We start from the raw sequence: 26,088 nt of genomic DNA on the forward strand, positions 1-26,088 counted from the left end.
CCGAAGCGGGTCGAAAAGATGAAGGAGTTGACGATCAATACCGATCGCGCGAGGCGAGATACTTAGCGCCGAACTCGCTGATGAAGATCGACAGTGCATCGCCCACGTGGTGCGCGAACTTGAACTGCCATTTGTCGTTGAACATCACAATCTCCAGTCCGGTGAAAGTAAATTCTCGCGAGTGGAAAATGTCAAATGATTGATGCTGAAGTTGCGCAGGCTATTTGCGAGCGCGCCGAAGCCATGCTTGTCCGTAGAGGTCGCCAGGCCCTGAAAGGTTGCATAGACAGATGACTGTGAGTGGTAGTGAACCTCACGCTCGCCCTTTGAACGGAACGAGGCTTCCGAAGAAACGCGCTTTTCCAGAATCATTGCGCTGCTGGTGCGCTTGATCTCGGTATCTGGCTTCAACCAGAAGCCATCGATGAGCGCCTTCGCTGCTTGCTCAAAGGCGACCTGCTCACCGGCTTCACCGCCGAACGTCTGTTCAAGATGCTTCCAGAAGCCGTCCAGGTCCGGAAGATGCCCCTTTCGCAAAGCGCCGCCGACATCAAGTCCGAATCGATCGGTCTCGTGAGCCGAGTCGATCTCGATTCTCCCGCCGGCCGGCGCGAACTTGCGGCTAGCCTCCATTACCAAGCGCGATACCAGCCGACTGCAAAATTTCTCAAGCTCCCGCTCGACCTTGTATTCGCTACGGGCGTCCATGGCGGAATACTCGGTTCTTCCGTCTGTGAAAGCATCTCGCTCGGCCTGAGCGACGGCACCGTAAGCTGCGGCGGCTACCGTTTGAGCGTCTTTGAACTGCTGGATCAAGTGGGTAAACATGCGAATGCTCCGTTACGGATGAGCAGGCGCACGCCCGCTGTGGGGACATGCCCCTGCGGGTTGATAGGAAATGTGTGACGTGGCGAATTTCGTTCGCCAAGGATCGATGCGCACGTTGCGCGGGTGATAACGGAACAATATCCGCGTAAAGCCGGAAACGTTTACGCGAAAGGCGAGATATTAAGGGTCCTTCTAGCGACGCTGCCCGTATCTCGTCCTTGATTTCTTGCGGCTAGGCTCTTGAACCCCTGTTCCATCGACGACTACGGCTTCCCAGTCGGCTAGGAATTATCATGATAATTCTGGTTTGGTGGAAAGAGCGCGGAAAACCTGTCGCTTTCTGCCCTTCACATTACAGCGGCCCTTCAGAAATCGTTGGTTCAACGCCGCCTTCCCCATCGAAAGACGTAAGCATTTTGGTCGCTTTTGTGCGTCCTACACTGTCTTGCTACGACGAGAATCAGTCTGTGCACGCGCGTGCGTGAGGCCCATAACAGACGTCATGAAATTGAGTCACATCGTCACCGTCGCCACCCTTAGTGCATCAGCCATCTGCTCAATTGGCGCGATTGGCCTCGTCGCTCGGCAGTTCACAATCGAACGGTCTGCCGTATTGGTTATGGCGGATACCGAAATCACGGCGCGACTTCAGGGACTGTCCGACGCGATAGAGCACTTTCCTACCAGTCAGCATCAACCGTTACTTTCGACATACGGCTTCAACGATGAGAGCGCACTCGCGCAGGCTCTCTCCGCGCAGCGTCGCGAGCTTGATTTTGTACAGCAAGCGCGCACCGTCGAACTCACTACCAACGACAAGCGATTGACCGTCCTACTCGCGGCCTGTGGTTTTAACGCGATCGCCGCGATCGTCGGTGCGATCGCGTTTCATGAGGTGGTCGCCTCGCGCCGCCGCCGCGCAAGCGCATCCGCGGCGGCCGCATGACAGCCTGCATACCGCGTTGAGACACAGGCTGTCGCTTCAGGCCGCCAATGACCGCATCTCCTCGTCTTGCGAATAGGACAATGAACCTGATCGTAGTTAGCTTCGAAAACTTCACCAAGGATCCCGCTGGCGTGCGTGCCAACTCGGAGCCTTCTCCAGGATTTCCCGATAGCTGGATTGACGCGTTGGTCGGAACCGGTTCCGTGTTCTCACGCGACTACGCCGCCCCGGGCGCCGTATCAACGATCGGCCTGCGATTTCCGACGGGTGACCACGCCGAGCAGTTCTGCCTGAGCGTGCGCCAGGTAGCCAATCTGCTTGGCACCCGGGCGCACATCCACAAGGTCCCAACGGATCAAATACAGCTCACATTGAGCGAAGCGGCAAGACATGTCCCAAGTCTCCTTTGACGGCATCACCGTTACGCTGGAGGAAGTTCAAGACAATCCCGCAAGATACGTTCGTCAGCTCGAACGCGCGAAGAAGTCTCCGGGATATGCAGTGTGCCGATGTAAGCTGGTCGCCGGCGGCACGCCTCTACGTTTGGTCGTCCGACGTTACGGCGCGCTTTTCCATCTCGCCAGATGGCCTGATGAGGGGCCAATCCACGACGCGCATTCATGTAACTTTTATGCCGCAGCATCGCCGAAAGGCAGCGCGAAGTCCGATGCGTTAGAGGCGATCCGCCAAACGCCTATGGGCCTGAACGTCAAGCTCGACGCATCTCTTTCAGTGCGAACGGTGGAACGCTCGACACGAACCACTGGCAACGCTTCAGGCACGGGTCCAACACGCCGCGCGGCGCCCTTGCTTGGATTCCTGCAGCGGTTGTGGCTTGAGGCTGGGCTGAACGTTTGGTCAGGCGCACCCGCACGCAGTTGGGGCCAATGCAACGCTCAGATTCTGGCGGCGCTCGGCGAGGGCAAACTAAACGGCAAGCCGATTCAGGACGTTCTCCACGTCATGCGCCGTTACGATGAGAACGAAGCCGAAACCATCACCGCCGAATTCGAGACTTTTCTCAATCGAATCACTACCACGTCAGAAGCGTCGCAGCGCGGCTTGGTGATTGCCGAACTGCGCGGTGTGGACGCGTCGAAGTACGGATATGTCGTCAAGCTTCGCCAGACAAAGCGTACGTTTTTCGCCTCCAAGGCGGTCATCGAGACGGCCGCCGCGTCGTTCCGATCTGCCTGGGCGATGGTTGGTGACGCCACCGCTCGTGTCGTGGCGCTGGGCGTAATCGAGCGAACGAAAGAGGGAAACCTCCGTATCGTCGAAATGGCACTGCAACTGTGCAGCAGCAGCTTTTTGCCATGTGATTCGAGCTACGAGGTCGCAATGTCCAACCGGCTCGTCGCCGAACGGCGCCGTTTCACGAAACCTTTGAGGCTCGAGTCTGGCGAGGCCATGCTACCGGACTTCCAATTGACGGATACCGCGATTACGACTGCGATCGAGGTCTACGGCATGGTGGGAAACCCACAGTACTTCGCGCGGAAGAAGGAAAAGCAAGCTCTGTACGCTCGCGCGGCGACGCCTTGCATCGAATGGATACCGCCAGCCGAACTCGCCGCTGTGCGACTCCCCGCCGCCATGACTTGACACTTGAGCTTGCCGGGATACGTTTGAGGCACGTCAACAACTGCTGAGGAACTATATGGGCTCGAACTCGTTTTTCTTGAAACGCGCTACTGCGCGCGATGCCGATTGGCAAGTCAGCTACCCTGCCCTCACCATGGCAAGTTCCATTGACCCGGTCGATGAGCGACGCAAGCAGATCGTGGTCGCGGCCGCCGACGACACCCACGTGCGTATGGCCTTCTTCAGCACCCTCGGCGCAATCCTCGATTTCGAAGCGACGTGGCAGGAGATTGACGAATCCGCGCGCGGCTGGCTTGCGTTCACCCTTCGTTGGAACAGGTGGTGGCTGCCGAATCGTGACGCGGCGACAGCGCTCGAGCGCCACGCGTCGGTGCCAACGGATTTCCAGATCGCGCATCGGACGCTCGACGCTGGTCTTCTCGACACCCCGTCATTTCGCTCATACCTCGAAGTTATTGAACAACACTATCGGCGCGACGGAACTATCTCGCGCGTGCTTTTTCCAGCCGATCAGACTCTTGTCTGACTCGAATTTTCCGAATGACCGCGCTCGCGCTTGTGCGCCGGATAAACGCACGTAGCTGGCGTCTATCGATGAGGCGGGAGCAGGTCGCAGTGAGCCTGATCAACGGTGGCATGCTGTTCTGTGACACGCATGTTGAGCGCGCCTACTTCGCCGATGACGTCTGAGCAAAATCACCTTCTCACAAGCTACTTGGGAACGCAATGAGCGATACGACGTCCATTGAATGGACCGACAGCACCTTTAATCCATGGTCCGGATGCACAAAGGTGTCGCCCGGTTGCGACCACTGCTACGCTGAGTCCATGATGGACACTCGGCTTCATCGAGTTCAGTGGGGTGCGGGTCAGGCGCGGGTAAGAACGTCGCCAGCTAATTGGCGCAAGCCGCTGCAGTGGAACGCGCAGGCCGATGCGTTCTTTGCCAAGCACGGAAGACGCCAACGCGTTTTCTGCGCGTCCCTCGCAGATGTGTTCGATAACGAGGTCGACCCCCAATGGCGCGTAGACCTGTTTGATCTCATCGACGCTACGCAAGATCTCGACTGGTTGCTTCTGACAAAACGCATCGGCAACGTACTGCCGATGATTCAGGAGGTAGCGGAGCGTCGCTCAGATCGCATGTGCCTACCGTCACCTCGACTACCGGACAATGTCTGGTTGGGCGCAACGATCGTCGATCAGCGCGAAGCCGACCGCGATGTCCCAAAACTGCTCGCCACGGCCGCACGCGTGAAGTTTCTGAGCATGGAGCCGCTTCTTGGCGCGGTGAAGATTAGTGAGTGGCTGAAACCCGGCTATCCCCATTGAAAAACTGGCTTTTCGGTCAGCGTCGAAACGAGTGATGGCTACTGTGCTACGTGTGGCGGCCACGTTAGCGATCCGATCCATGATCCGGGCCGCCATGATTCTCTCGATTGGGTCATCGTCGGCGGAGAAGGCGGGCATGGTGCCCGGCCGATGCACGAGGCTTGGGCTCGATCCCTTCGCGATGAGTGCGCGGCCGCCGGCGTACCCTTCCTCTTCAAACAATGGGGCGAGTGGTATCCGACATCAATCGCGATCTCGGCCGAAGGCGGCAAGCGGATGGCACGTCTACCCGACGGCGAAGAAACCACGCTTGCCGATCGAAACGGTGTCGCTGGCATCGGTTATCACGAGTGGGCTGCCACCGCGCAAAACAGTGCGCCTTCTGCGGCAGTCAGTATTGCGCTAGGTAAGAAATCATCCGGAAGGTTGCTCGACGGGCGATTGCACGACGGCTTCCCCCAGCACGTCATCGCATGAGCAACGTTCTGAAGTTTACTCGCAGGCCTGTGAGCGTCGCCGAACGGGAAGAACGCTCGCAAGATGAATGCACCCATCGACAGATCAAGGTCCATCCAGTCGGCAGCGTCGTCTGCTCCCTCTGCGGCGCGATGCTCAGCCCATTTTGGGCATTGGCGATGCTCTCCAAGCAGTACGGGCTCGCCCTTGCTCAAATCGATCGGCTGAACGCTCGGTTGGCACTTGCTGACGCACGCGTGCTGAAACTATCTGAAGAGCTCGACGCACTTGCCCCTTCAGAAAGAGCCTCGAAACAGTCGCCAACCGAGACTTGACCGAGCAGTGATCAATGGTGCAATAGGCTCATCGGAAATCTACGGAGCAGCACCATGAAACAGACGTTTGAATGCGGCCACACCGGGAAGGGAAAGCATTGCCACGCGTGCGCCGCGGCCGAAAAGCGAAAAGGCGAGCAGCTGCGCGCTTGTGAAGAAAAACGCGCAGCCAAACGCAACTCGATTGCGGCCGACCCCATTGACTTGTCCATCGTTCGGCATCTCTCAGCAGTGCAGCGCGAAGCACGCGAGCTGCTCGCGAAGGTCAGCAGCGGCGTTCATCCATTTTCTCTCGACGGCAAGTTCATCAAATCGTCCGCGGGTAAGCTTCTCTCCGTGCCCGTCGGCCGATCGTATCGACTCCTTTTCGACGCGCCTACATTGTTGCCCCTGCGCCTCGTCAGCCACGAAGACTACAATGGGATCGCAGCAAATCGTGTAGCAGCGTAGTTCGCACGCACACCAACCGTAGATCCTCCCTGCGGAGCGCATGCCAATGAAAGTCGATCTCGCTCTAGCCCTGAAAGCCGCGATCAACGCGTTACGCGATATCGCCGAGAGCAAGCGTATGCCGAACGGCATGGCGTTGGATGAAGATCAATGCGAGCTTCATCGCCGCTCGGCCGATGAACTTGAAAAGCAGGTCGCCGCGCTGAAAAGCCTTGTGGACCGCCTGTGAGCTTAAAGACGTCCCCGCCTTACTGTCGTCTGACCGGCCAGCACAATGACGACGACGCGATCGCTCCGGATTGCATCCCCACATAGCTGCTCGTTTCCAGTCGTCGGGTTTTGGCGAGGATTGCGCGGGTGCGGTGCTCGCTATAATGCATCTCGCCTACATAATTCATCTCGCCGCCCGCCGGCAACGCCCAGGACCACGCCATGACTGACGAACTGTTTCCCTGCGACCATTGCGGCGGAAAATGGGCTTTTGGCTACTCCCACCGGCTGCTGAAGTGCCCATCTGCCCCCGCGCGGGATTACCTGAGTGCCGAGGACAGTGTCGCGCCTCAGATGAATGACCTCGAGGCACGGTCATTATTTGCGATTCCGCAAGAAAAAGTGTGCTGCATCTTCTGCGAAGACTGCGGTATGCAGACGCCTTGGATTCCGATGGGGAACGACCGGCATGCTGCTTTCGAAAAAGCCGGCACGATATGGAACGCCCGCATGAGGCGCCCAGTCGCAAAAGAGGGTGACCTTCTGAAACTGATTAGAAAGGAGATCAGCGCTCTGGATGCGCCGTTTCTGATTGACTTGCTCGCCAGAACAGAAGACGACTGGGAGAAACGTGGTCCAATCTTCGCAATGCTCGCCAAGAAGATCGTCGATAGCCAAATCACGATGAGCGATTACTGGGCGGTGGACACTGTACTCAACGACGCGGCGAGGTATCGAAAGCTCCAACAACTTGCCAAGCGCATCTACATTGATGGCATCGCGTCGATCCAGTTCCCACGCATACCGGCGACCGGTGGAGACGAGGGAAATTTCGAGAACAGCATCAACCTCGCCGTGGATGACCTTCCGGATCGCAATCGGTGGTGACTTGACCTTCACCCGGGTCTGCGATACTCGGACTGTATTGCCTACCGTCCCAACGACATCCGGAGAAACAAGAATGTCCCCTATCGAATACATCCGCACGGCCTATCGTCTTCGCACGAAGCTCGTCCCGCAGCTCGCAACTGTGTTCGCGCTCGCCATCATCCTGACCTACCATGCGCTGACTAATCAACAGTTGGGCTGGCTTCTAAATTAGTCTCGGTCACCAAGATACGCCTAGGAATTATCTTGATAACGCCTAGGTCGACCATTCCCACAGGCCATGTCACTGATTTATCAAGCTATTATTGAATTTGCTTGCCTGTAACAAAACGGCACACACGCGAGAATTGTCACACCTCAACCGTATTTTTGGCCCAGGATGCGGTAAAGCGCCTGCCGAGAAATACCCAAGGCTTTCGCCGCAGCGGACTTATCACCCTCAGTTGACGCGACCGCGGCGAGCGCCTGTTCTAGGCTGATTGCCGCAGACCTCTGCTTTGCCGCAATGTTAAAGCTGGCCACATAGGCGTTGGCCTTATCGGGACGACTATGCCCCGCTGCCTCAACAACTTGTTTCATCGCTTCCCTGTGTCGCTTGATGTCAGCTTTCTCTCCCGTACCCTTGACCGGGGCGGGTACGCCGGTGAGCATCTCATACATCTGCTGGAGGTACTGATGACGTAGACCGTGGCTCGTGACGCCCAGCCCTGCTTTCGTCACGCCGTGTTGCTTGAGCACCTCGTAATAGCGGTTCTTCCACTGCGTCTTGGTATAACCGTCCGGAATCGTCGACCCGGTGAGCGTGTTGCAGAACTGCATCGCATCTTCCAATACCGCCATTTGCAACTGCATCGGGACAACGCGATCCCTGCCGCCTTTTGTCCCGCGGGTGACGCTTAACAAACCGTCGCGGCGAATCGATTCCTTGGGTCTCAGCAAAAAACTCTCTTCGACGCGTAGTCCAAAAGCTGCCTGGAGCTTTAATTGCATTGCTACGACTGAATCCGTCCCGGCAATCTCGTTGATTTTGGCCACTGCATCAACTCTATTGCCCTCCCAAGACTTATCCTCGAGCGCTGCATACGTGCGAATAAGGCCGTGTTCTTTGCGATCGACGTAATCAGCCAACGTACCAACAAGATTGGGCTTGCTGACCCAACCCGCGAACGCACGGAGGTAGGTGAGTTTGTTCTCAATCGTGCCGGCGCTTTGCTTCTTTCCGATCCACAAATTCACAAGAAAGCGAATGTGTTTTTCCTTAACGGACCACGGCGATTGCAGTGCAAAGCCATTCTCGCGAAGTTCCACGAAAGACCGGCACAGCTTCTGCAATCGATATCCCTGCGTCTTCACAGATAGCGGTTTCGAAGTGACCCGCGTGCGACTGTGTACCCGATCCGCGTTATCCTGGAACAGTACGCTGAGTTCGCCCTTGAAATCGCTCGGAAGTTTGTATTCGCTCAGAAGCGTGCGTACATTCACCGTCACTGCCATTCGTTGCTCCTTAAGAACTGGTCAACTTAAGACTCACCGCGCGATGGAACGCGCGGCCCAGCTCAAACGCCTGCGCTAGTTCAGCCGAACTTGAAAAGTGGCGTTCATACCGCCCACACCTTGACGAAGCGATCTCCCATCCCGCCATGCCCGCGTGCTCGAGCGCTAAGCGTCGTGCTTTCACGTCGGCGAGACCAAAGCGAAGTGATAGCTTCCACTCCGACCACGCTGCATGCGCCGCGAGGTCACGGTCCTCCCATCGGACCATTCGCTTTTGCCGTGCCATTCGTGCCACTTCGCGCGCAGCAGTCGCCGGTACGAGCCGCCCGTGAAGTCGGATGGCATCCAGATCTTTGCCAAACAGGGCCGTCGATGGGCTAAACCGATGTGCGCAAGAAAGGTCTCGCGTGCACTCAGACGATCGGTCAATACGGCCTTGAAGGCGACACAAAAATACGGGAACCGTACAAACGCGAACTTCAAGCCAAACCGTGTTTGCAATCCACTCTACGAACTCCGTCCGCGACACGCCCGTTCGCTTACCGACCTGCTCGAAGTCACTTCCCGGGTCAAGATCGGCATAGCTCTCAAGGATCTGAGACAGCAACGCGTCCTTATCCATTGAGTCGCTCTCAAAGCGATGTGCCCGGTCCACGTCAAAGGTCAATCCGTAATATGCGATTTGGTTTGGATCTCTAAAGCACTCCCAGAAGACAGGCCCCAACATGACGTGGTACGAGCCGACAATCACATCTCCACTCATGGGCCGTCTGAGGACGAACCCGTTTGAAGGCTCCATCAAGACCTCGTGCTCGCGTTGATTCGGGTCCGGGCGAGCTCACTCGATCCCGGTTCGTTCGCGCCGCTTGAGAGCCGCAGGGAGCCTATCTCCTGGTCTCGATCGCGCTGCGCGTCGCGTAACCCCGCCGGGCCCTGCCTTCCTGTTCTTTAGCGATTCCATTCGATAGCCCCGCACGTGGAAGAAACGTGCATCGACCGTCCGTATTGCTGCGTGCTGCCGTTCTCACGCTCCGCGTGAAAACCGCTGGCGACGTTGTTGCAGGTCACTCGCACGCGGGCCGCTTTCGCAGTCCTCGCCGTTGAGTCTTGCCCTGCCGTTGCCGCTGCCCGTGGCGCGCATCGCTGCGCGAACCCGAACCGCCGCTTCTACGGCTACCGCGCCGGCCTAGACGCATTCCTGCGCCCGTGTGCTCTGTCTTGCGACCGCACGACCTTGGCCAATTGCTCGGTAATTCGTTTGCGCTGTTCTTTCTCCGGTCGCGCCTACCGTTCGTCTTCCGTACAGGGATGAGCTGCGTCTATCGGCTTGCCCATACCCCCATCCCCAAGCGCGTTCAATCCGCCGCAGTGTGTCGGGCTTCATGCAACGTACCCAGCTTCGTGTGCTGAAAGGATGTGTCCATGCTCGCCGAGACGGCGTAATTAGAAGCGTCCGGACCAGTGTCCGTGTCCGCTCCCAAGCCGTCTCAACTCGCAGATTCGGGCAAAACCGCCCGCAAACCCAATGGATATCGCCTGTCCGGTTTCCTCAACTTGGGTAACCTTGTGCTTGATTAGCTTCAGAAAAAGGCCGCTTCATTTTGCGGCCTGTGACAGAGGGCTTTTCGCTAGGCAAAGCGATGCCCTCGGATGGTCCGTTTAGGAGGTCGATGCGCTGGTCGCGCGGTAGGTATGAAAAAGAATATCTCGGAAAAATCCAAGACCTGCAGGGAAAGCTGCCTAAATCATGCGAGCTTTTGTTGCCTTGACTTCGCCACGTTCCCGATAGAGTGAGTTCACCAGCGTCGGGCTTTGGCCTCTGCCGGGGCCCTGCTGGGGCGCTGCCCCATAGCATGGTCAACATAGGCAATTGCTTGGCTCCTTGCGGGGACAAGCATGGCCCCTACGAAGCGTTGCGGTCTCTATGACCGTACCGCTTGGCCCCTCCTGGGGCCAAGCGAGGGTCAAGTACGGGCCCAAGCGCGACACGCTGCTAACGTCATTTGAACTCTGGAGGGAGAATCTTGAAAGCACAAGTTTTTGCGGTGGACGTGGGTTATGGCAACACGAAATGCGCGTTCCGAATGGGATCGGATCTGGCGACGATGATGTTCCCGTCGCTTGCTCCGCTGCTTGTCAGCGAAGCGGTGTCGAGTTTTGGCCACGGCGTTCTCGCTGATCGGAAAGTCGCTGCGATCGAAGTCGATGGCACTGTGTATGAAGTCGGTCCGGGCGTTGACCGATCCTCGGCGTATGGAAACGCAGGCCGCACGCTTTCAGAGGACTTCTGCACAACCCCAAACTATGCAGCGTTGCTTTATGGCGCATTGCATTTCGCCGGGATCACCGATGTCGAACGCCTAGTCTTAGGGTTACCCGTGCACAGCATCGGCAAGTATTCGGAAGGCGTGCGGGAGGCATTCACCGGCACACTGAATTTCGGTCACGGGCAGGTACAAATCGGCAGCGTGAAGGTCATCCCGCAGCCACTAGGCTCGCTCGTTTCGTTCTCTGAGTATGGCGGCAGCCGCTTTGACCGTGACAACGCACATCTCGTGATCGATGTTGGCTATTTCACGACCGACTGGGTGGTCGCAAACGGCTTCACGATGAACGACCGGCGTAGCGGCGGCGCCCCGGGCGGCGCATCGCAGATCTACCAGCGCATCGCGTCGCTGATCGGAAAGCAGGAGGGCGAGCCGGTGACCGATATCGAGCGTATCGACGAATCGCTCAGGCTTAAGAAGCCCCTCCTTTTCTATAACAAGGACATCGACCTTGCGCCCTACCTTGAACAGTCTCAAGCGGTCATTCTCAGCACGGTCAAGGAAATCCAGAACAAGGTCGGCCGCACGGCAGATATCCGTTCCATCGTGTTGACCGGTGGCGGGGCGGCTCTGTATGAACCGGCGATCCGCGCAGCTTTCCCCCGTACGCAAGTCGATCTGCTCGAGGCACCGTGTTTTGCGAATGTGAAAGGCTTTCTTATCGTCGGCGAATCGACGCTGGCCCGTGAGCGTAAATCGCTCGGGGCAGCAGCATGACAAGGAAAATGCTGATTAAGGTGACGGTGGACGAGGCGCTCTTTCCCGAGCTATATCAGCGTTTGGAGGAATTCGAGAACACGCGTCTGCGCGCGGCCGTGTTGCGCTCGCTAGCCAGCGACCGGGTGCGTTTTCCGGCGAGCGCCGTTCCCGAGGCATCCGCTCCGGACGCAACGCCGGCGCTGCGGCTAGCGGATCGACCACTCACGAAGCCAGAGGCACCCACGACGACGTCAGTTTCGCCGCGCCCGATCGTAGCGACCGTCGAGCAATATTCTGTCGACACGGCACAGCCAGATGCAATGTCGGAGTTATCGCATCGCTTCAACGTCGATGAGATCGCTGACCAGTTCGCCGGCTTCTAGTCGATAGATCGGTCCACAGCCGTAGTTCAGATTCGCTTTGAACTTGCCGTTATATCGTCATACCCCGACTGCGCAAGCAGTCGGACCTAGACGTTCACCATCACCCAGGCGTGCGGCGGCAACGCAAACGTGGCATCCAGGCTTTGTCCGCCGCGTCGATTCGTTCACACCTTGACTTTGGCGCGCATCTGCGAAGATGGGTTATCGATGTTGACAAGCATCCGCTTGCGACACGTCAACCAACTATAGAGGCGGTATGGACATTCTCGACAGCTTGATGCAACTTGACTGGACACGTGGTGTTCGGATGTGGATCCTGGTCGCCGCAGGTATCGCGGTGTACGAAGCCGCATTCTTGTTTCACCGCGCTATCATTAGCCGGAAGAAAGGAGGCAGCAATGTTCGCTAAATTCATGGCCCTGCCATTCGTCACCCGCCGCGCCGTCATTGCGCTGGCGTCGTTCTTCACGATGTTTGTGAGTGTCCACCTGCCAAAAAACGGTTTTAGCGAAACTTTGCTGTTCGCAGCTGGGTTTACCATGTTATGGGCAATGGGTATTCTGATCCCGTTCCTAAAGGTCTTGTTCTTTGTTTTGAAGTGGCGCTTGAACTACGTGGTGCGCTTCAAGTAGGCGCGAAATGACCAGGCGAAAAAAAACCCCGACCAACGGTCGGGGTTTTGACTTAAGGGAACTTCAATGCAGCAGAGATACACCTTGTGCGCTCGCCTGTCGACGAATGCAATAGAACCATGCGGTGTTGAGCGTGACGCCTCGTTTGTCGAGTCGCCCGTGAGCACCCTGGCCACGATCGATCACGTCATAAGCTTCCGCTTCTGACTTCCCTACTCTGACCGAGCCGTTCTCGACACCGGACGTAGCAACGATTTGATACCGGCCAACAATCATGCTGAAGCTCATTTCCTCTTCTCCGTTGGAAAAGCTCGGGCGGATTGCGGCCCCGATGGGGACGAATCCCCACCGGGCAAAAGTTACTGTTAGCGGCGCACTCGCCGCGGACAATCAAACAAGCAAGGCTTGCGGCTCGGAACGGCCCACAGGCACAGTGGATGCAGCACTCTGCGGACCGTGACCGGCCAGCCACTCATCCGCAAAGTCGGTCTCCCGCTTCTTCGGACGATGAACCATAGCCGTGTACCCTTCGGCACGCAGCCGCTTGGCCAGCTTCAGCGCCGCGTCCACACCCGGCGACTTGCCCGTGCGTGGATCGACCGCGTCGAAATCGGCAAAGATGTGAACGACGCGGATGCCGAGGCCATCCGGCACCATGAAGTCGGCGAGCAGAATGCGGTTCAGGCAGTACCAGACCGGCACATCGAACTGCATATGCGCGGCGTACGCCGTCTCGAGGCCTTCGGCTACGCCAATCTCCCCGTCAACGGGATCCATCAGCCGGACTGCGCCGCCGTTGAGCTTATGAAGCGTTACGTCGTTCAACTTCGAGGGCAAGATCTCGCCATCGTTAGTGACAATGGTCGCCTTCGCGGCATTCGAGCGATCGAGGAACGTGCGATGCAGTGTGCCAAGGCGTCCGTCAGGCAACGTAAAACGCGCGATGATGCCCGGCCACTGCCCGATTACCTTTTTCTCGTGCCGATAATCGAGCATCGCCTGCCGCAGCGCGGGTGACGGCGACGCCGTCAGCCCCGGAACACGTGCGCGCAAATAGCGCGACACCAATCCATCTGGCCCGATACGCGTCGCACGATCCCACATCGAATCAAGCCGCGTTCGCGCCCATTCGGGATCGACCTTTCGCCCAGGCGCTGGCGCTGCTGGTTGCGGCTGACAATGCCGGGCCTCTGCGATCGTGCCGCCCTTGAGCTCAACCATCAACTCGGGAAAGCTCATCCCTGTCACCTTGCAGATGAGCTCGTAGCCATCTCCGGCTTTGGGGTCACCGTTATTGCATTTGCGGCACACCCAATCGCCGCGGCCGCGCTTATTGTCGTAAGTGAAGCGATCGTTACCGCCACAGATCGGACACGATCCACTCTTTCCCGTTAGTGAGCGTTCCGGCACTCCGTACTTCTGGAGCAACGTAACCCACTGTTCCGGTGTGAGCTTGAGGCTCTTTACATTCATGGTTGGCACTCCAGTCGTTTGGGGTGGTTATGGTCGATGCCTGAGACAGGCGGTAAAACCGTGCTCAAAAAAGCGGTCCGTGTTTCCCGGCGCGCGGGCGGACGGCTTTTTTCAGCAAAGGCGTTGTGCAGAAGAGATCGATGCGCGAGGCGCGGCGGCAGATGCGGAGAATGCGGACGCTTCGGGTTCCGCCAGCCCAAATGGGCCGGACGGAACTGCGAAGGTGAGGTGATGCGGGAGAAAAGGTGAGCGCTTACAGGATCAGATTGCGGCCCATGCCTGTCGCGGGTGCAGCTTGTCGAAGGGAATATCGTCGTCCATCGAGTCGAACCCACCGCCGCCGCCAAACGAAGACGAAGACGACTTCGCGTTGCCAGGTGACGGACTTGGTGCCGGCGGGCGAGCACTCTCTTGTCGAGCTTGACGCTGCGGGCGTGACGATTCGAAGTCGTCCGAGCCTGAGGAACGTTGCTCTCCTCCAGATCGGCCACCCAACATCTGCATCTGGTCGGCAACGATCTCAGTCGAATAACGCTCCTGACCCGCTTGGTCTGTCCACTTGCGCGTGCGGATCCTGCCTTCGACGTACACCGACGAGCCCTTCTTCAGGTACTCGTTGACGATCTCCGCCAGGCGACCGAAGAATGAAACGCGGTGCCACTCGGTCAATTCCTTCATTTCACCGGAGGCCTTGTCTTTGTAGCGGTCCGTCGTGGCCAATCGAATATTGGCGACGGCATCGCCACTTGGGAGATACCGGGTTTCCGGATCGGCCCCGAGGTTGCCCACGAGAATGACCTTGTTTACTGATGCCATGTAAAGGCTCCTTAAGATTTTTTGATCGACCAAAGCCACTTATCCCACAGCACTTGCGCGCCGCTGGCATCAAGCTTCGGTCTTCCACGTTTATCTACAGCCGGGACCTTGGTTTTGCCAAGGCGTCTGACCTCGATTCGATCGCCGACTTTGCAGTTGGCTTCGGCGATAGCATCGCGAAGGCCCTCGCCCTGCAGCACGTCGAGTCCGCCACGGTGCGCAAGGGTGATGCAGAACGACTCGTAGGTTTTGCCCGGGCGCTTGCCATCGGGAAACTCCTTTTCGCCCCACTCCTTTAAAACGCCATACCGCGCGCGCTCAGTCCGTCGAGGGGATGAATCAGTAGTTGCAGGCGGCGTCAGCACGACGGCGTCCACGACGTCGTGCTGACGTTGCGCGTCGCCGAGTGGAACGAAGCGCACTTTTTCCGCATTGACTGAGTGCGCGGGAGATGCCTCTGGCGAGTGAGCGTCCTTGACAGCCGCCGCAATCGCGTCAGTCAACGTGCCCTTGTGCTCTCGCAGCACTTCCCAGTGCGGGGCGAGCGCCGGTATAAGCTTCAGGCCGACGGCTGTCGGTTTCAACTCATAGCCGAACGCCGGACGGAACTGCACAACGACACCGCCTTCGTCCCGAAAGAGCGTGGGCTGCCCTGCGATGGCAATATGCCGTTCCTTGGCGCTGCCCATTCCCACTTCGATTGGGGACGAATGCTCGGATGTTTGGACGGTGCGAGGCTGTATCTGAACAGATGCCCCGAAGAACGTTCCGAGCAGTCGACCAAAGGTTGATGCGCTCATGAATGGCCTCCTAGAGCAGTGTGCCGACGCACTCGCGACGCACCTCTTCCATGTCGCGTTTGAGCAAAGGATTGCTCAGGATGACATCCTGCAGGATCTCGGGATCAACGCCATTGACTTGGCACACGAACCGATAAGGCAGAGCGCCATTCCAGAACTCCATGACCCAGCCAAGCGTAGCCCGGTAGTCCTCGAATTCCATTTTCTTCTTGTTTTTGAGTCGTTCGCTGAACAACGCAGCGCAATCCATCAGCGACTCAGGCATGTTGTCTCCGCGCCTGCTATCCATCGCGAGACGGACCAACGCGTCGACCATTTTGTCTTTGACCACCGCGCTCCACAGGTGCGGATCGGGCAGCGGATCGGGCTTGGCTTGAACACGAGTCATCGGCGCTGCTGAAGCGTCGAACATGTCCAATTGCCATGCGGCTACTTCGGTTTGCATGGGAATCTCCGAATGAACGAGAACCCATGCCCGCAACGGGATGGTTTCCCGTTGGGGTGATGGATCAAGACCACCCTTTCGGGCGGTCTTGACATTCAGGCATGGCGACTAGTCGTCGGTGCCTGTCTTAAGTGGAACGACCACTGCGGATTTAGCGTACTGCCGTTTGATGGGCGTGACGTTGGCTTCAGCAGGGGCGACAACAGCATGTGCAGGAGCTTTCGCGTCGTCGATCTTCTCTTCTTTCAACGCCGCCTTCATCGATCTCTTGATCCACGAAAAGACAACGAAAGAGACGAACATAAACGCGAAGAACGAGTGCGCAGCAAGCCACAATGCAAAGCACACAGCGACCAACCAAGCGGGCGATTTGATCGCCTTGGAAACCAACTGCTTCGGCATTTTTCTCTCCAGAAAAAGACGCACTAGGGGATGTCCAGCCAGTACAACGCTGGAAGTTTCGATGCTCGGGTGAGCAGGGAAAAACGGCGCGCGGAGAGACGCTTTCGTCACGGCTCGAGAAGGCGTGGCGGAAGCAACTCTATGCGGAAAAGATGAAATGGAGCAGACGCGAAATCTCGCGTGGCTTCAGTCGATGCGTCGAAGACGCGGGGATGAAGGCCAATTTACGCTGGTCTTGCAAACCGATGTACGCGAAAGCTCCCAAAAACATGGCGTCTATTCGAGAGATGCACGTTTTGCACTGCATTGCGCGCCTTGACAACGATTAGAGCGTGTCAAGCTGGTCACAGACAAACCAACCAGGTAACGCAATGCTTTTCGAAATCATGGTCGTGGTCGGCGGCTACTACGCGTACCGACATCTCACGAAGGCGAGTATCAAACGCCCCGCCCCCCGCTTTCTGAACCGCGGCGCTGAAGCCATCGGTGCGGCGGGAGAAGCCGCCGCACAGGCAAGGCTTCGGAAGACGCTTTATTGGCTTTGCGGGAATGACTTCTATCTGCACGAAGGCGCGCTCATCATTGACCACGCGCCTGGACCGACTTCCCTACCGCGGAAATCGACCACCTTGCCGTAACACCCTTCGGCGTTTTCATTTTCGAAACCAAAAATTGATCGGGGCACATTGCACCGGCGGCCGATGACGGAAAGCTAACCCGGACCAGTCCGAATGGCCAAACAGACGAACGCCGCTCTCCAATCGAACAGAACCGAAGCAAGATCCGCTTCCTGCAAGCGCAACTACCGTCGATGTGGCCGGTCTTTGGTGCGGGATTATTTTCCTCACAGGACGCGGTGCTCGATTCGAAACTTTCAGCTGACCTCCTCACACTCGATGATCTCCCGCAATAGCTGCGGATGAAACGAGATCTGTTCACCTCCGATAAGCAAGTGAGCGTCGAGCACGCAAAAACGGCGGTTTTGATGTTTGCCGATGACAGGACAGGTGCCCACTTGAAACATAAGGAACGCGTTAGCCGTTTGTAATAAACACCTTTAGATCGAAAGTTCTCGGATAATGCAAGCTTCTTTATAGGTATTTTCTCCCATGAACGAACTAAAGTGTTACCGAAACTTTCCGATAAACGTTTGCTGAGTACGTGATAAATACGGCGCTATGCACCGCCAGACAATGAAAGAGGGGTAAAAATACGCCTCTTTTCCAAATGTGGAATCAATGACAAATGTTACCCTTTGTTACTGATGAAAAACGCGGCTGTTTTTTCTGTCCTTGCACGGTTAGATAGAACAGAGGCTGAACTGTTTTGTAGTACCGCGAGGCCTTCGAGAGACCCTTGCGGCGCGGAAAACAGCACCGGGTGGTGCTGTCGCAAATCTGGAGAGAAGAAATGCTGAACGGCGAGACATCCAAGAACACCCCAACTAAGTTTAATCACCTCCCCATTCGGGTCGACGACGACACGTCCGACGAATTCGTCGCACCTACCGATGATCGCAGGCACGTCACTCGATCCTCTATCGATAAAGCTGCGAGAGAGCTTTTCGGTCAGGAAGAGGAACTGATCGGTCGGTTGACCGATGCCATGATGGCTGTCGCGGAATCGAGAGAGCGGATCGCAGCTGAAATGATCGCGCTCGGCAATCAGTTGTTCCATTCGAGACATCTCATTCGCAACAACATGGTTGCGAAAGCGGGAGACACTCGTGAGATACGCAATAGGGCTGCTTGCCTGGCCTTCGATTTTTTCGAGAAAGCGCTGAAGATCAGGGAATCGGCGGCGAAAAGCTACATTCGTTGCTATGAGCGCTTTGGCGACAACACCGAAGCAATCCGCGTTTTCAACGTCGGCGAGTTGAATATGCTGGTAGCCAAGCATGTTTCCGACGCGCACATCAACGAAATCATGTTGCAGAAGGACAGCCGCGAAATGACGCGCGGAGACGTGAAGAAACTATTGACAGAGCTCAAACAACGAGATGAAGCTCTTGCCGACAGCGAACGCCAACTAGAGAACGTCGCATCATTGTTAGAGGACAGCAAAAATGAGCTGTTCCTCGCAGGAAAGGATGTCGCTCACCTCACAGAGGCACTGTCAGCAAACGCGCGGGCTTTGACCGCCAAGCAAGAAGAGCTAGCGAGGCTGGACGAACTCTTCAACAGCCGCACCGCAGGTTTGAGCAGCATGGAAAAGGATATCGCCGACAAGGACAAGGAAATTGCACGGCTTAGTCGCGCTCTCGAGACACAAAAGCCTGAAGTCCAAATAAAGGAGATCGTTAAACCCCCGGAAGGATTCACGACAATCTCCCAGGCCGTGAACGCAAAGACAGCGGAGCTTGCCAGCACGGAACAAGCGCTTCACATCGCCCGGCAGGAACTAGAGTCGCTTAAGCAACGGCGAAATGACGCGAAAACGGCTATTGATGCCGCCGAGAAGGTGCAAAACGCATTGAGCGCAGCAACGTCGGCTTACGAGACCTTCGCTGGAAAGCTGTCGTCGGCCCAACTGGCCATTCAAGCATCCAGCGATACGGCGGAGCATCGCCAGTTGGTCGAAGCGCTCTCTGGAATGTTGCGCAAGTCGCTTGTTGAAATCGATACGTGGCTTTCTCGATAAAAGCAGCACAACGACAAGCAACGATGGCGCGTCATCCGCGCCACGATAGAAACCTAAAAATAAATAACACAATGGCCATTACCACAATTAACGCGATCGAGACCGGTCTTACCCTCCACGCTTACCTCGCCGAGAAGATTCAGCGCGCGAACTACACCCTCACTGAAGTGATGCACAAAGTGCTCACTCGCTACGAGGGCGCCGAGACGGTATTCGCGGTCTCCCTTGAAAATATGGATACGTTCAACAAGTACGCTGCACCGAAAGCGACGTTGATGAACATGCCGTTTCTGGCACTGCTGCCTACACTGCCGAATCCCCGCGATTGGGAGACTTTCGTTGATGGCGTCATGTACTCGCCGACGGTCGAACACCTTGCGTCCAAGATGCCCGCCGTCGAGGGCATGATCGGCCGCGATATCTTCCATTACAACTGCATGTACGTCACGCTGCTCAAAGACGTCCTGCATATGAACATCCTTGCAGCCCCGCTACTCGGCATTACGTTCGAACTCGCCGAATATCTTATGAAGCGGCCAATGCGCCAGCTTGAATCAGCTATCGGTCAGATCAAGTTTCTGCTATTTAGATGGCGATTTGTGGATTCGTTGTTCTGGACAGAATACTGCACCGGGTGGCTTTCCAACGAATCGGTGGCGCACTATCTCATGAGCACGGCACAGATCCAAGCATCCACGTTGCCGTATAAAGCCTCATGGTCGAACCTTCGGCTCGAACGGGCAGAACGCGACGGATTTGCGCGAGTCCTCATGTCGCAGGGTTGCCGCGCGTCGACCGCAGTTGACTTCTTTAACCTTAACCGCACCACCGCACGCACCATCTACAAGCAGATCCACGGAGTTAGCTCGCCGGTCGGCTGTAGGACGAAGTCGCTCACGTGGTACGTACAAAGTGCGATCAACCGCGTCCAAGCGACTTTTGTGGTTTGGCTGTACCGGTGCGCGCTCAGGAACGACGCGAATATCCCCGAAGCGTTGATTGCAACCAATGACATTGCAGCTAAGTTGTTTGGCGACGACCTGATGATCACCGCAGATCGTGTGAACCACTTGACCGGTGCAATGGCGATGGACTCTAGGCTGTCGATGGCTCCGTGCCGCACATGCAAGACCGACTACGTTCTTGCTAACGAACAGGGCAAGATCGAGCTCGCCAAAGACTTCGTCTGCCCGGGCTGTAGCTATTCCGTTAAATCACGTCTTGCCTCGAAAAAGAGGAAGAAGGCAAAGTCCTAAACCGAAATCGGAGGTAAGCAAATGCCGCATGAATTTTCCGTCGAAGCCGGGCTCATCGTCTTCTCACAAGACGGTCGGGCACAGTTTGGCTGGCTCGACCTTCAAACAGGCGCGTACTACGGCGAGGCTGACGGCCGGTGGATTCCCGATGTGATCGGGGCGATCGCGTTTCACTCCGACGTGACGCACTGAGCTATGCAGGACTTCGCCTATCTCTTCTCGGACAGCGTCGGCGCATGGCTACGCGGCCGCGGTGACGGACGATTCAAGCAGTATGAAAAGCACTACCGGAGCGACCGAGCGACCGCACCGTCGCCCGACGGATTCGATCTCGAGAGCAGCAACGTTCGTTTCTCGCAGAGGTACGGTAAAGGAAGGCGGCCGTTCGCACCGGTGCTGCGAAGTAAATGGTTCGCAGCTCTCGCACCATTTTTAATTCTCCTATGGGGTGGCACCGCACTCGTATCAACTGCCGGCGCGAAACAACCAGTTGCCGTTGCCGCCGTGCTTGGCGTTATCTTCATTGCTCGTCAAGTGAAGAATTATCGGGTCCGCACGTAACTACGACGGCAAACGGTTGCGGGACCACAACGGTCCGATTTCACCCCTTACCGGGCATTACAATTCGTGCGCCGCCTATTGGCCAACGGCAACTTTTTAACGAGGAAGCGATTTCGAAGCCCTCTTTTGGAGGCAACTTGACTTCGAATATCGCTCGATAAGATGAAACTAAGCAGATCGCGGGGCGACTGCAACAACTAGACGAGAAACAAACAAATGACGATGAAGAGCAACTTGAAACTTTCGATGACAGCGATCGCTGCATCGCTTTTGGTCGCTGCATGCGGCGGTGGCGGCGGCGGTAGCAATAGCGCTGCGTCGCCTGCAGCTGGAGCAAGCTCGCCGACTGCAAGTCAGCCGACGTCCGGCGTTGCTCCTCGCACGTCTGTGGCAACGCCTACCTACGCTGCCGATTCATTTCAGCTCGCTGCGTTTAACCAAATCAACGCATATCGCAATGCGATGGGGGTTGGAATGCTGAGCCAGGACCAGGCGTTGGACACGTCGGCGCAGGCTCAGGCCCTCTATTTGTTCAGCAACCTCAGCACTGGGGTTATTACCTCACTTTCGCACGATGAACTTTCCAGCAATGCAAATTATTATGCCGACACGCCACTGGCGCGCGCGCGTAAGGCCGGAGCCCCCTCGACCGAATACATCAGCGAAAATCTAGCATCGGGCACCGGATCATCAAATTCATTAGCAGCAGCAGACTGCATTGGACAGGCGTTAGCCTCGGTTTATCATCTAGTCTCTCTGACATATACTCAAGAGACGATTGGGCTCGGCTATAACGCAGGAACAAGCGCGTACCAGAACTATGTATGTAGCAGTGACTTTGGAACGTCGAGCGGCGTGCCCGCTTATCCGGGGCCAAATACTTACACCTCGATCGGTGGTCAGCAGATCGCTACAACGGCGATTGTTCACTCGCCGTACTCGAACGAAGCCGGTGTTGCTTTGGCTATGCGTTCCGAGGCACCGAATCCAGCGCCTGATCTGCCCTCTCCTGGCCGACCAGTCCTTATCCGCGTGAATGCCGTAGAAGGGGTCGACACTCTGACGGTTAGTCAGCTTACCTTGGCAGATGCATCGGGGACAACGGTGTCCGCTCGTATCTTAGTACCGTCTGCCGCAGTCGCAGGATCCGCGTCGATCGCGACAGCTGACGTGAACAATGGTTTGCCGAGTGGTACAGCTGTGTTGCTTCCCCTCGGGCCCTTAAAGGCCAGCACTGGTTATACGGTTACATTCAAAGGCGCACGCAACGGAGTCGCGATTTCCGCATCTTGGTCATTCACAACAGCAGCAAGCTAATTAGCTCTTTTTGCTGAGCGACGCACAAACGCCCCGACGCAACTCATCGGGGCGTTTGCGTATTTGTCGCCAGATGAAATTATGAGCCCCCACCGCAACCTTGGCATGAATCTTCGTTTCGAAAGATTGCGTGGGGACCAGCACCGCCTAACGGCGCCCAGTCGCCAGTAGCATCCATGGTGGCACAATACACCTCATAACTATTGCTTTGAGTAAAACCATCGGCTTTCGTCCACGTAGGTCCGGTCGATGTGTCGTAATAGCGTTGAGTGTACGTTCCGCTGGAACTGCTCCGTTGGAACGTTCGTGTTAATGGACCTAAAGTAACTTGGTACTGTGCAGCGTAGGCTGCGCAGTTTGCCAACGCCTGCCGAGTTGGGTCTTGCTGCGTAGGCGGTTGTGGGGGAGTTGGAGGAGCCGGCGGCGTCGGCGGAGCGTTGCATGCATAGAACCACGAATTCCCGTTCCATGCCGGCCCAGACGCGAATCCATAAGCACAACTTGGCTGTGGAGTTACACATTGATAGCGCACGCCGATTTTCTGCCAAGAATAGCCGGGGTCACATCCTGGTGCTCGTGGCACGCCGAGAGGGATTTGGACCCATTGCGCCGTCGCCACGTGCGGTATCGCCAACGTTGCGCTCATTATTGAGACAAGCAAAAGCGCCAGTCCCGTCGTTCTCTTTATTTTCATCATTATTGATTGCTGTAATTGCAGCCCACGTCCACCTGCGCCTGAAGGCCGAGTTGATCGGCGACCAGCGTGTTCGCTCCATCGGCAAGAACGTCGTAGATTTGCAAGACCCACTGACTTCCGTTCCAGCCCATCCCGAAGCGCGCGCCAGCGATCGGTGGATTGTGATTCGAGTAATCGGTGGTGACGCTTTGGGGGATGATCCGGTACCAGGCACTTCCGCCTGCACCGCACGCCGGCGGATTGATGCCCCAACCGTTGTAGTACCCTGTGTATTGAGCATCGGCAGACTGATTACTCACTAAAGAGCTAACACCGACCCAGTTGCCCCACTTATTACAGACGTACATGAGGTTGTTGCGGATCGTGACGCCGTTCCAGCCACAGTTGGCCGCACCAGCGTTTATGTTCGCGACGTTTGCGGTCGCTGTATTTACTGTCAAAGCGTTGCCGTTCAACGTGCCGCTCGAATTGACGTCTCCGACATTGATCGGCGCCGATCCCGTTCCTTGGTAGTTCTGGACATAAAGCGCGCCCTTGGTACGGACGGCGGCGTTCACGCTGTCGCCGTAGTACATCGCTCCATTGTCGATTTGCACGCTATTGCCCGCCTGCAGCTTCAAGACTTTGCCTCCGCCGAGTGTCACATTGCCGACGTTTTGCATGTCCTGATTGTTGGCGTTCATCGTGCCGGTCAATGGCAGCGCGCCATCTCGGCGGTAGTATGACGAATTACCATCCGAACCAAAGCCATTAATGGCAAGAACCATCCCGGCGCGGTTGCCTGCCGGGTTCGGCAAGGTCCATTGGCCTTGGTTGCCGGTAATCGTGCCTGGCGCCCGATTCGTCGAGTAGCCGAACTGTGAGCCGCCAGCGGCCGTGATAATGCCCGCACCTGCTATGTCGGGCGTACCGCTCTTCATGAGCGGCGTGCTCGGATAGATCTGCGTGGCGATGTGACAGTTTCCTGCTGCTGTGGAGCAGCTAGCTGGCACGACCGACATCGCTATCTGATACGTACCGCCCCAAAATGACGAGCTCTTGAACGAAACTTTGTTATTTGCTTGCACGCTCAACTGCGCAAGCGTCGGAGCCGCGATCGACGTCGATGTGCTCTGTGAGAAGCTGGCCGGAATCAGCGTCGCAAAATTGTTCGTGATGTAGCTGCCCAACGCCGAATTGATCGACGCAATGTTCTGCCCTTCGATCTGCAGCATGTTTTGGCGTTTGGCAGCGATGTCTTCCTTGATCCCTTGTACCGTCAGCAACGCAGCGCCGACCAGGACGATCAACATCTCAAGAATGCTTCCCATGTCGGCGGTCCGCGATCAGGTACGAGTGGTCCACAGTCCCATTGACGCCATCGAGCCGTTGGAGGCACAGGCCGTCGCGACCGTTTGCGGATTGAAGGTGACGGTCGGCGAGAAAATCGTCGTGCCGTTCACGGTCACTTGCGTGTACACCGTGATCAGCGCGGCAGCACTTAACGAACACACGGTCGAGGTGACTGGATAGGTCAGCACCAACGAGTCGTTCGAGGTTACGAGCGTGTTCACCGCTGCCGTGACGGTGCCGTTGAACATACCCTTCACCGCAGACTTGTCCGAAGCGACCCGCGAACCCGCCGAATCAAACGCATGATTCTGCGCGAGGACACTGAGCGTCTCGGACGAAAAATCTGCATCGTTCTGTGTCGCGTTCAAGACGCCGGTATGGAACATCTGCGCTTCGCTCTTGAACTGCGACGAGTGAATGAGATCGAGCACGTATTTGCCGCCGGCGTAGACAGCAAGCGCCAGCAACGCGGCGCCTGCCATCACCGCGCCCGCTTCGATCATCGAGAGCTCGCCCGATTGCCTTGTCGCCCGCGCGTGCTTGAGCATACGGGCACGACGCGCTTTCGCTTCATCGGCGTGGGTGGCTTGTTTATTTTCGATGCTCTGTTTGTTTTCGTTGGTCATTTGATGATCCTTAGTAGCTGGAGACTGCGGAATTACTGGAGGTGAGATTGACGGCCCCGGTGACCACATAGGATCCGATGCCAAGCGTCAGGAAAAGCGCGGCCGCAAAGCCAAGCAGAATGTAGTGAGTCAGTCTTGCATTGCGCTTGACCGCTTCAACGACGCGATCCAGTGACTCGCGCCCGAGACTTTTGATTGCTGCCTCAAACTGGTCGCGGCCTGCAGCGTCCGTAACCGTGTCGACGATCGTGATCGAGAAGATGCCGGTGTCGAGCGCGCGCATGGGGTCATCAGCACGCGCGGTCAGGCGTCGGTTCATGGTCGACAGGTGCCAACGCAACCACGGATCAGCCGTCTTCATCAACCGCTCGAGCGACGCGCGCAGCGTAAGATTGGAATCGAACAAGCCAGCCAACGAGACGATCAGCAAAGCAGCGCGAAGATCCCGCCGATTACGCCACAGGAGGGGCATGCGATCAAAGCGATCGCGAAGCGGTCCAGCCCATCGTTTCAGGCTTGCAAAATACGCAAGCACAAGGCCGATCAGAACCGTTAGCGTGAGCCACCAGTACTCGAAGCAGAAGGTGTCGACGTGATAGAGCAACTGCCCGAAATCGGGCCATTGCTCCAGCGGCCGCACATCGAGCACTTGCGGGAAAATCACTCCGCCGAAAAGCATGCAGAATGCGTACATATAGACCAGCAGCAATGCCGGATAGGCCATCTGCACCGACGTCGTCGCCGACAAGACGCGCTTGGCCTTGGCCGCCATTTCCGCGAGCTCGAAGCCGCGCACCACGGCGTCCTCGCGCGAAGACTCGTCCGCGATATCGAGCAACGCGTATTCATCGCCCGGAATAAATGGCTTGATTGCGATCGCGAAGCTTTCACCCCGCTGCATCGTCTCACGGATACGCGCGAAGACCTGCCATTCGACGCGGCCACGGCTGCGACCGCGCTTTTCGTAGGTCTCGAGCCGGTCGAACAGCGTCTCGGTATTGCGCAACCCCTTGGCTGCGATATCCAGACGCGTCTCCCGATAGAAGTCCTCGCGGACCTTCTGAAATCGAACGCGCGCAATCGCGAGCTGCTGCCGGACCGGCAGCGTTTTGACGAAGCTGTTGAACATGGGCGACCC

32 protein-coding genes and 1 pseudogene are annotated in these 26,088 nt (G+C 57.0%); 22 read left to right on the top strand and 11 right to left on the bottom strand.

What is annotated here, in order from left to right:
• Nucleotides 1–144 precede the first annotated feature (144 nt).
• Nucleotides 145–828 (bottom strand): hypothetical protein, encoded by a 684-nt coding sequence (locus QCE79_RS34135; protein WP_309852090.1) that lies wholly within the window; start codon nt 826–828, stop codon nt 145–147.
• Nucleotides 829–1,330: 502 nt separating this feature from the next.
• On the opposite strand from QCE79_RS34135, the gene QCE79_RS34140 reads away from it, so the two are divergent.
• The 11 genes and pseudogenes from QCE79_RS34140 to QCE79_RS34190 all read left to right on the top strand — a co-directional run bounded on the left by QCE79_RS34140 (nt 1,331) and on the right by QCE79_RS34190 (nt 7,264).
• A complete protein-coding gene (locus QCE79_RS34140) occupies nt 1,331–1,774 on the top strand; it encodes a hypothetical protein (RefSeq protein ID WP_309852093.1) in 444 nt (147 codons plus the stop codon).
• Nucleotides 1,775–1,854: 80 nt separating this feature from the next.
• A complete protein-coding gene (locus QCE79_RS34145; RefSeq protein ID WP_309852095.1) occupies nt 1,855–2,184 on the top strand; it encodes a hypothetical protein in 330 nt (109 codons plus the stop codon).
• Nucleotides 2,165–3,379, top strand: coding sequence for a DUF1173 family protein (locus QCE79_RS34150; protein WP_309852097.1), 1,215 nt, complete (start codon nt 2,165–2,167; stop codon nt 3,377–3,379). Before QCE79_RS34145 ends, QCE79_RS34150 begins: the two co-directional genes overlap by 20 nt.
• Before the next feature lie 55 nt (nt 3,380–3,434).
• Complete coding sequence (locus QCE79_RS34155) at nt 3,435–3,905, top strand: hypothetical protein (protein ID WP_309852100.1); 471 nt, start codon at nt 3,435–3,437, stop codon at nt 3,903–3,905.
• A 14-nt stretch (nt 3,906–3,919) separates the two neighbouring features.
• A complete protein-coding gene (locus tag QCE79_RS34160; protein WP_309852102.1) occupies nt 3,920–4,069 on the top strand; it encodes a hypothetical protein in 150 nt (49 codons plus the stop codon).
• 36 nt (nt 4,070–4,105) lie between these two features.
• Nucleotides 4,106–5,188 (top strand): annotated as a pseudogene (locus tag QCE79_RS34165) (phage Gp37/Gp68 family protein).
• A complete protein-coding gene (locus tag QCE79_RS34170) occupies nt 5,185–5,502 on the top strand; it encodes a hypothetical protein (RefSeq protein ID WP_309852105.1) in 318 nt (105 codons plus the stop codon). Before QCE79_RS34165 ends, QCE79_RS34170 begins: the two are co-directional and overlap by 4 nt.
• Before the next feature lie 54 nt (nt 5,503–5,556).
• Entirely contained in the window at nt 5,557–5,952 is a 396-nt protein-coding gene (locus QCE79_RS34175) for a hypothetical protein (protein ID WP_309852108.1), read from the top strand.
• Nucleotides 5,953–5,998: 46 nt separating this feature from the next.
• Nucleotides 5,999–6,181: a hypothetical protein gene (locus tag QCE79_RS34180; protein ID WP_309852111.1), complete on the top strand. Its 183-nt coding sequence runs from the start codon at nt 5,999–6,001 to the stop codon at nt 6,179–6,181.
• Between the two features lie 203 nt (nt 6,182–6,384).
• On the top strand, nt 6,385–7,050 hold the full coding sequence (locus QCE79_RS34185) for a Lar family restriction alleviation protein (RefSeq protein WP_309852114.1): 666 nt from the start codon (nt 6,385–6,387) through the stop codon (nt 7,048–7,050).
• A gap of 73 nt (nt 7,051–7,123) precedes the next feature.
• On the top strand, nt 7,124–7,264 hold the full coding sequence (locus QCE79_RS34190) for a hypothetical protein (RefSeq protein ID WP_309852117.1): 141 nt from the start codon (nt 7,124–7,126) through the stop codon (nt 7,262–7,264).
• Nucleotides 7,265–7,407: 143 nt separating this feature from the next.
• Here the strand turns inward: QCE79_RS34190 and QCE79_RS34195 are convergent, their stop codons facing one another.
• Nucleotides 7,408–8,544: an integrase domain-containing protein gene (locus tag QCE79_RS34195; RefSeq protein ID WP_309852120.1), complete on the bottom strand. Its 1,137-nt coding sequence runs from the start codon at nt 8,542–8,544 to the stop codon at nt 7,408–7,410.
• A 2,024-nt stretch (nt 8,545–10,568) separates the two neighbouring features.
• On the opposite strand from QCE79_RS34195, the gene QCE79_RS34200 reads away from it, so the two are divergent.
• From QCE79_RS34200 to QCE79_RS34215, 4 genes are all read left to right on the top strand, one after another.
• Nucleotides 10,569–11,588 carry a PRTRC system protein D gene (locus QCE79_RS34200; RefSeq protein ID WP_309852123.1) on the top strand — a complete coding sequence of 340 codons (1,020 nt, stop codon included), beginning with the start codon at nt 10,569–10,571 and terminating at the stop codon, nt 11,586–11,588.
• Complete coding sequence (locus QCE79_RS34205; protein WP_309852125.1) at nt 11,585–11,953, top strand: hypothetical protein; 369 nt, start codon at nt 11,585–11,587, stop codon at nt 11,951–11,953. Before QCE79_RS34200 ends, QCE79_RS34205 begins: the two co-directional genes overlap by 4 nt.
• A gap of 256 nt (nt 11,954–12,209) precedes the next feature.
• Nucleotides 12,210–12,362, top strand: coding sequence for a hypothetical protein (locus tag QCE79_RS34210; protein ID WP_309852128.1), 153 nt, complete (start codon nt 12,210–12,212; stop codon nt 12,360–12,362).
• Nucleotides 12,352–12,585 (top strand): hypothetical protein, encoded by a 234-nt coding sequence (locus QCE79_RS34215; protein ID WP_309852130.1) that lies wholly within the window; start codon nt 12,352–12,354, stop codon nt 12,583–12,585. The genes QCE79_RS34210 and QCE79_RS34215 overlap by 11 nt, the downstream gene beginning before the upstream one ends.
• A 63-nt stretch (nt 12,586–12,648) precedes the next feature.
• Here QCE79_RS34215 and QCE79_RS34220 read toward each other — a convergent pair whose 3' ends face one another.
• The 6 genes from QCE79_RS34220 to QCE79_RS34245 all read right to left on the bottom strand — a co-directional run bounded on the left by QCE79_RS34220 (nt 12,649) and on the right by QCE79_RS34245 (nt 16,521).
• Nucleotides 12,649–12,873, bottom strand: a complete 225-nt coding sequence (locus tag QCE79_RS34220; RefSeq protein ID WP_309852133.1) for a hypothetical protein — start codon at nt 12,871–12,873, stop codon at nt 12,649–12,651.
• Between the two features lie 102 nt (nt 12,874–12,975).
• Nucleotides 12,976–14,058, bottom strand: a complete 1,083-nt coding sequence (locus QCE79_RS34225; RefSeq protein WP_309852136.1) for a primase-helicase zinc-binding domain-containing protein — start codon at nt 14,056–14,058, stop codon at nt 12,976–12,978.
• Between the two features lie 261 nt (nt 14,059–14,319).
• Entirely contained in the window at nt 14,320–14,874 is a 555-nt protein-coding gene (locus tag QCE79_RS34230; RefSeq protein ID WP_309852138.1) for a single-stranded DNA-binding protein, read from the bottom strand.
• A gap of 11 nt (nt 14,875–14,885) precedes the next feature.
• Nucleotides 14,886–15,674 (bottom strand): hypothetical protein, encoded by a 789-nt coding sequence (locus QCE79_RS34235; protein WP_309852140.1) that lies wholly within the window; start codon nt 15,672–15,674, stop codon nt 14,886–14,888.
• A gap of 10 nt (nt 15,675–15,684) precedes the next feature.
• Nucleotides 15,685–16,119 carry a hypothetical protein gene (locus QCE79_RS34240; protein ID WP_309852143.1) on the bottom strand — a complete coding sequence of 145 codons (435 nt, stop codon included), beginning with the start codon at nt 16,117–16,119 and terminating at the stop codon, nt 15,685–15,687.
• Between the two features lie 108 nt (nt 16,120–16,227).
• Complete coding sequence (locus QCE79_RS34245) at nt 16,228–16,521, bottom strand: hypothetical protein (protein WP_309852146.1); 294 nt, start codon at nt 16,519–16,521, stop codon at nt 16,228–16,230.
• Between the two features lie 371 nt (nt 16,522–16,892).
• Between QCE79_RS34245 and QCE79_RS34250 the strand changes: the two genes are divergently transcribed.
• From QCE79_RS34250 to QCE79_RS34275, 7 genes are all read left to right on the top strand, one after another.
• Nucleotides 16,893–17,159: a hypothetical protein gene (locus QCE79_RS34250; protein ID WP_309852148.1), complete on the top strand. Its 267-nt coding sequence runs from the start codon at nt 16,893–16,895 to the stop codon at nt 17,157–17,159.
• Nucleotides 17,141–17,197 (top strand): nuclease-related domain-containing protein, encoded by a 57-nt coding sequence (locus tag QCE79_RS39560; RefSeq protein WP_404989481.1) that lies wholly within the window; start codon nt 17,141–17,143, stop codon nt 17,195–17,197. The genes QCE79_RS34250 and QCE79_RS39560 overlap by 19 nt, the downstream gene beginning before the upstream one ends.
• A 734-nt stretch (nt 17,198–17,931) precedes the next feature.
• A complete protein-coding gene (locus tag QCE79_RS34255) occupies nt 17,932–19,161 on the top strand; it encodes a hypothetical protein (protein WP_309852150.1) in 1,230 nt (409 codons plus the stop codon).
• The gene (locus QCE79_RS34260; RefSeq protein WP_309852152.1) at nt 19,146–20,417 is read left to right on the top strand and encodes a FlhC family transcriptional regulator; all 1,272 of its coding nucleotides are present in this window, start codon (nt 19,146–19,148) and stop codon (nt 20,415–20,417) included. Before QCE79_RS34255 ends, QCE79_RS34260 begins: the two co-directional genes overlap by 16 nt.
• Nucleotides 20,418–20,438: 21 nt before the next feature.
• Complete coding sequence (locus tag QCE79_RS34265; RefSeq protein ID WP_309852156.1) at nt 20,439–20,609, top strand: hypothetical protein; 171 nt, start codon at nt 20,439–20,441, stop codon at nt 20,607–20,609.
• Between the two features lie 3 nt (nt 20,610–20,612).
• Complete coding sequence (locus QCE79_RS34270) at nt 20,613–20,978, top strand: hypothetical protein (protein ID WP_309852160.1); 366 nt, start codon at nt 20,613–20,615, stop codon at nt 20,976–20,978.
• A gap of 216 nt (nt 20,979–21,194) precedes the next feature.
• Nucleotides 21,195–22,295, top strand: a complete 1,101-nt coding sequence (locus tag QCE79_RS34275) for a CAP domain-containing protein (RefSeq protein ID WP_309852163.1) — start codon at nt 21,195–21,197, stop codon at nt 22,293–22,295.
• Between the two features lie 696 nt (nt 22,296–22,991).
• On the opposite strand, the gene QCE79_RS34280 is transcribed toward QCE79_RS34275, so the two are convergent.
• Genes QCE79_RS34280 through QCE79_RS34290 form a run of 3 tightly spaced genes read right to left on the bottom strand, consistent with a single transcriptional unit; the run spans nt 22,992 to nt 26,079 of the window.
• Nucleotides 22,992–24,302 carry a hypothetical protein gene (locus QCE79_RS34280; protein ID WP_309852166.1) on the bottom strand — a complete coding sequence of 437 codons (1,311 nt, stop codon included), beginning with the start codon at nt 24,300–24,302 and terminating at the stop codon, nt 22,992–22,994.
• 15 nt (nt 24,303–24,317) lie between these two features.
• On the bottom strand, nt 24,318–24,950 hold the full coding sequence (locus tag QCE79_RS34285; protein ID WP_309852170.1) for a hypothetical protein: 633 nt from the start codon (nt 24,948–24,950) through the stop codon (nt 24,318–24,320).
• Nucleotides 24,951–24,960: 10 nt separating this feature from the next.
• Nucleotides 24,961–26,079 (bottom strand): type II secretion system protein, encoded by a 1,119-nt coding sequence (locus tag QCE79_RS34290; RefSeq protein ID WP_309852172.1) that lies wholly within the window; start codon nt 26,077–26,079, stop codon nt 24,961–24,963.
• Nucleotides 26,080–26,088: the final 9 nt, after the last annotated feature.

Source organism: Caballeronia sp. LZ003 (assembly GCF_031451465.1).
GTDB lineage: Bacteria > Pseudomonadota > Gammaproteobacteria > Burkholderiales > Burkholderiaceae > Caballeronia.